This window comes from Oleiphilus sp. HI0080, assembly GCF_001635135.1.
In genome coordinates this window covers 1-713 of sequence record NZ_LWFU01001188.1, presented here as the reverse complement: position 1 = coordinate 713, position 713 = coordinate 1, and the positions used below count along the sequence as shown (strand labels likewise).

At 48.9% G+C, this 713-nt stretch carries 1 protein-coding gene; it reads left to right on the top strand.

Annotated features, from left to right (window positions below):
• Nucleotides 1-713: SMP-30/gluconolactonase/LRE family protein (locus A3751_RS21020; RefSeq protein ID WP_156492707.1), on the top strand; the 713-nt coding region annotated here is incomplete at both ends.

Genomic DNA, 713 nt, shown 5'->3' with positions numbered 1-713 from the left:
GGCACTAGAGCATCGGAGAACGGCGCATTGTGGAGTCTCGACCTAAATGACGACACCCCAAGCCTTAAACCGATTACTGCGAACTACCCTGAGGTCTTTCACCCTCACGGGATTTCGTTGTTAAAAGAAGATGGCAAGCAGTATCTTTTCGTGGTCAATCACCCTTCGACCACTCAGCACCAGATAGATGTATTCGAGCTGTCAGGGTCGAACTCGGCGACGCTGATTGAAAGCATCACCTTCCCTGAATTGATCTCACCAAACGACGTGCATGCCGTTTCTCGACATCGTTTCTATATCACCAATGACCACAGCGCACCAAGACAAACGCTGGGTGAAAAAGCAGAAGACTTTCTGAGATTGGCGAAAACCAATGTGTTGTTCTACGACAATGGAACGGTGACGGAAGTGGTCAACGATCTATACATGGCAAACGGCGTGCTGACAAATGCAGAACAAACCAAGCTGTTTGTTGCCGAGTCGACCGGTGAGCGGATATCCATGTATACGCGTGAGAGTAGTGAAGCACCAGAGTGGACTCTGAATAATCACATTGCCTTAGACGTAATGCCCGACAATTTAGAGTGGAGTGAAAACGGAAAACTTCTTGTAGCATCACACCCTAAAGCTCTGGATTTTCTGCTCCACACCTTTGACCAATCCGTTATCGCGCCGTCCGTTGCCCATGCTATCGATGTTGAGAGCGGTTCCGT